The organism is Sphingosinicella sp. (genome assembly GCF_052387495.1).
Classification (GTDB): Bacteria; Pseudomonadota; Alphaproteobacteria; order Sphingomonadales; family Sphingomonadaceae; genus Allosphingosinicella.
Window position 1 is genome coordinate 1 of sequence record NZ_JBQTJC010000146.1, and the last position, 3,612, is coordinate 3,612.

At 70.6% G+C, this 3,612-nt stretch carries 5 protein-coding genes; 2 read left to right on the forward strand and 3 right to left on the reverse strand.

What is annotated here, in order from left to right:
• Positions 1-502: peptide-methionine (S)-S-oxide reductase MsrA (gene msrA, locus ACT4N8_RS08315; RefSeq protein ID WP_444857668.1), on the forward strand; the 502-nt coding region annotated here is incomplete at its 5' end.
• Between the two features lie 71 nt (positions 503-573).
• On the opposite strand, the gene ACT4N8_RS08320 is transcribed toward msrA, so the two are convergent.
• Entirely contained in the window at positions 574-1,890 is a 1,317-nt protein-coding gene (locus ACT4N8_RS08320) for an amidohydrolase (RefSeq protein ID WP_444857669.1), read from the reverse strand.
• Between the two features lie 12 nt (positions 1,891-1,902).
• Positions 1,903-2,541 (reverse strand): DUF4893 domain-containing protein, encoded by a 639-nt coding sequence (locus ACT4N8_RS08325; RefSeq protein ID WP_444857670.1) that lies wholly within the window; start codon positions 2,539-2,541, stop codon positions 1,903-1,905.
• Between the two features lie 143 nt (positions 2,542-2,684).
• On the opposite strand from ACT4N8_RS08325, the gene ACT4N8_RS08330 reads away from it, so the two are divergent.
• Positions 2,685-3,158, forward strand: coding sequence for a hypothetical protein (locus ACT4N8_RS08330; protein ID WP_444857671.1), 474 nt, complete (start codon positions 2,685-2,687; stop codon positions 3,156-3,158).
• 4 nt (positions 3,159-3,162) lie between these two features.
• On the opposite strand, the gene ACT4N8_RS08335 is transcribed toward ACT4N8_RS08330, so the two are convergent.
• On the reverse strand, positions 3,163-3,612 hold a 450-nt coding region (locus tag ACT4N8_RS08335), incomplete at its 5' end, for an SDR family oxidoreductase (protein ID WP_444857672.1).

The window sequence follows — 3,612 nt, forward strand, 5'->3', positions numbered from 1 at the left end:
GGCGCTGTTCGCCGGCGGCTGCTTCTGGTCGACCGAGCACGATCTCGAGCAGGTCCCGGGCGTGGTCGCGGCGGTGTCTGGCTTCAGCGGCGGAACTTTGGCCAATCCGAGCTACCGGCAGGTGGTCGGCGGCGGGACCGGGCATCTCGAGGCGGTGCTGGTGACCTACGATCCGGCGCGGATCTCCTACGGCCAGCTCGTCCGGCGCTTCCTGAGGACGATCGATCCGACCGACAATGGCGGCCAGTTCTGCGATCGGGGCGAGAGCTACCGGACCGCGGTCTTCGTCTCGAATCAGGGACAGCTGCGCGAGGCGCGGGCGGCGCTGGCCGAGGCGGCGCGGACGCTCGGGCGGCCGGTCGTCACGCCGGTGCGGCGGGCCGGGCGCTTCTACGAAGCCGGGGCCGAGCACCAGGATTATGCGCGGCGCAATCCGGCGCACTACCGGCGTTACCGCCGCGGCTGCGGCCGCGATGCGCGGCTCAGGGAGGTCTGGGGCTGATGTTCCCCGGCGGAGGCCGGGGTCCAGCCTGAAGGGAAGACTGGGTCCCGGCCTTCGCCGGGACACAATTTCTAGCGGCTGCCGAGCACCCCGAGCGCCGCCACCACCATCGCCTCGGTCGCGGTTGCGATCACCGCCTCGGCTTCGGGCGCGAAGAAGGGGCTGTGCAGCGAGGGCAGGCGGGCGGTGTCGCCGTTGACCGCGTCCCAGCGCGCCTGGGGAACGCCGCCGACCCAGAAGATCAGGCTTTCGATATTGCGGTCGGCGAGGTGGTACTGGCTGAAATCCTCGCCGGCCATGACCGCGCGGACCTGCCGCACCCGCTCCTCGCCGAAATGCGCGCGGAAGCGGGCCATGGTGGCGTCGGTCAGCGCCGCGGTGTTGACCGTGGCGGGGGTGTAATTCACCTCCTGGGTGATCACCGGCATCCGGTCCTCGGGGATGCCGGCGGCGATCGCCTCGCCGCGGGCGATGCGGCGGATCCCGTCGAGCAGCATCTGGCGGACCTCGGGTGTGTAGCTGCGCACGGTCAACTGCAGCCGCGCCTCGTCCGAGATGATGTTGTGCTTGGTGCCGGCGTGGAAGCTGCCGACCGTGACCACTGCGGAATCGAGCGGGTCGAGCTCGCGGCTCACGAGGGTCTGCAGCGATGTGACGATGCGGCTGGCGAGGACGATCGGATCGCGGGTCGTGTGCGGCGCGGCGCCGTGGCCGCCCTGCCCGCGCACCTGAATGTCGACCGAATCGACGTTGGCGAGCGCCGGGCCGGGGGTGAAGCCGATGATCCCGGCGGGGAGCGTCGCCGAATCGTGGAAGGCGATGACGTGGCTGGGGCGCGGGAAGCGCGTGAACAGGCCGTCGTCGAGCATCGCCTTGGCGCCGAGCCCGACCTCCTCGCCGGGCTGGCCGATCATGACGAGCGTGCCGGACCAGCGATCGCGCATCGCGACGAGGCGGCGGGCGGCGCCGATCCAGGCGGTCATGTGGGTATCATGGCCGCAGGCGTGCATGACGCCGCTCTCGACGCCCGCCGAGCTGGTCGCGCGGACCCGGCTGGCGAAGGGCAGGCCGGTCTGCTCCTCGACCGGGAGCGCGTCCATGTCGGCGCGCAGCATCGCCACCGGGCCGGGGCCGTTCTCGAGCACCGCGACCACGCCGGTGCCGCCGACGCCGGTGGTGACGGTGAAGCCGAGCGCCCGCGCCTGCGCCGCCATCCGCTCGGCGGTCGCCCGCTCCTGCATCGACAGCTCGGGATTGGCGTGGAACTCGCGATAGAGCTCCATCAGCGCGGGCATGTCCTGCCGGATCGCCTGGTTGAGCTCCTGCGCGTCGAGCGGCCCCGTCATGGCCGCGGCCAATAGCATGGCGGCGAAGATTTTGCGTCGCATCCGGGCATCCTTCTAGCGGGCGGGGGTGAGCTCGATCACGTCGAGCAGCGATTCATAGGCGGGGCGGGGCAATACGAGGCGCCAGCGATCGTCGCCGATCCGCTCGACGATGCCGGCCATGTCGCGGTCCCGGTCGAAGCCGTAGCGATAGGCGCGGCGCTCGTCGCCCAATTGCATCGTGCCGAGGAAAATGAGGCGCAGCTCGTTGTCGGAATAGAGGCGGCCGATCGGGCGCTGCGATCCGGTGAGCTTGGTGAAGCTCATCCCCTCGCCCGCCGCGGCGATCCGGCAGCGGAAGGCGGGGTAGGCGACGAAGGCGAGATTGGACGGCTGGCGCGCGCCGAGCTTGAGGACGCGGCAATTGTAGTCGCCCGGCGGCGGCGCGGGATTCTCCAGCGCCATGTCGGGATCGAGCAGGACGCCCTCGCGCGCCAGCTCGGCCTGGTGGCCCGCCGCGCGGGCGCCGGCGAGCGCCTCGACCCAGGCGTCGCGCCAGTCGCGCAGCCGGTCGCGGTCGGCCTCGGTCGCGACCGCCCGCCAGTTCGCGGCTGGCGGGATGCAGCGCCGCTCCTCGGGCGCGGCGAGCGGCGCGTCCGCCTGCGCGGGGCAGGCGGGCTGGGCGAGAAAGGCAAGGACGAGGAGCGGGCCCATCGGCGCCAGCTTGCGCCGGATCGGGGCACGCCTTCAACCCCATTGAGCCAGATCATTGCGCTCCCGGCGCGTTTGGGGCACCTTCACTCGGAGGACGTCGGCACGGGGCCTGCGCCCTTGTCGAGTCGAGGGGGGATTTTGAGATGATCAAATATATGCTCGGCGCCGCCGCCGTCGCCGCTCTGGCAGTGCTTCCGGCCTCAGCCCAGAACGTCAATGCCCAGCCGAATTACGGCTCGATCACGCTGCGTACGGGCTTCACGCCCGATCCGCAGGTGGTCGCGCTCCAGTCCGGTGGCGAGATCAATGCCGAGGCTGCGGTGAGCCCGGATTGCCGCGGCTTCATCAGCAACGCACCCGACGTCCGGCTCCACTTCACGGGCGGCAGCTCGCTGCCCTTGATCATCTCGGTCGCATCGCGCGCCGATACGACCTTGGTCGTCAACGCGCCGGACGGCCGCTGGTATTGCGACGACGATACCGGGGTGAACGGCTTGAACCCGATGGTCCGCTTCAACCGTCCGCTGACCGGCCGCTACGAGATCTGGGTCGGCACCTACGGCAATGCGAGCCTGCAGCCCGCCAGCCTCCACATTTCGGAGCTGTACAGCCAGTAGGCGCCTATTGCGCCGTCCAGCCGCCGTCCATGCTGAGGTTCGCGCCGGTGATCGAGCCGGCTTCGTCGCGGCAGAGGTAGAGGGCGAGGGCGGCGACCTGCTCGACCGTGACGAACCGCTTGGTCGGCTGGGCGGCGAGCATGACGTCGTTGACGACCTGCTCGCGGGTCAGGCCGCGCGCCTTCATCGTGTCGGGGATCTGGTTCTCGACCAACGGGGTCCAGACATAGCCGGGGCTGATGCAGTTCACGGTCACGCCATGCGGCGCCGCCTCGAGCGCGACCGTCTTGGTGAGACCGGCAATGCCGTGCTTGGCGGCGACATAGGCGGACTTGTTGGGGCTGGCGACCAAGCTGTGCGCCGAGGCGGTGTTGACGATCCGGCCCCAGCCTTGCTCCTTCATCGCCGGCAGCGCGAGCCGAATGGTGTGGAAGCTCGCGCTCAGGTTCAGCGC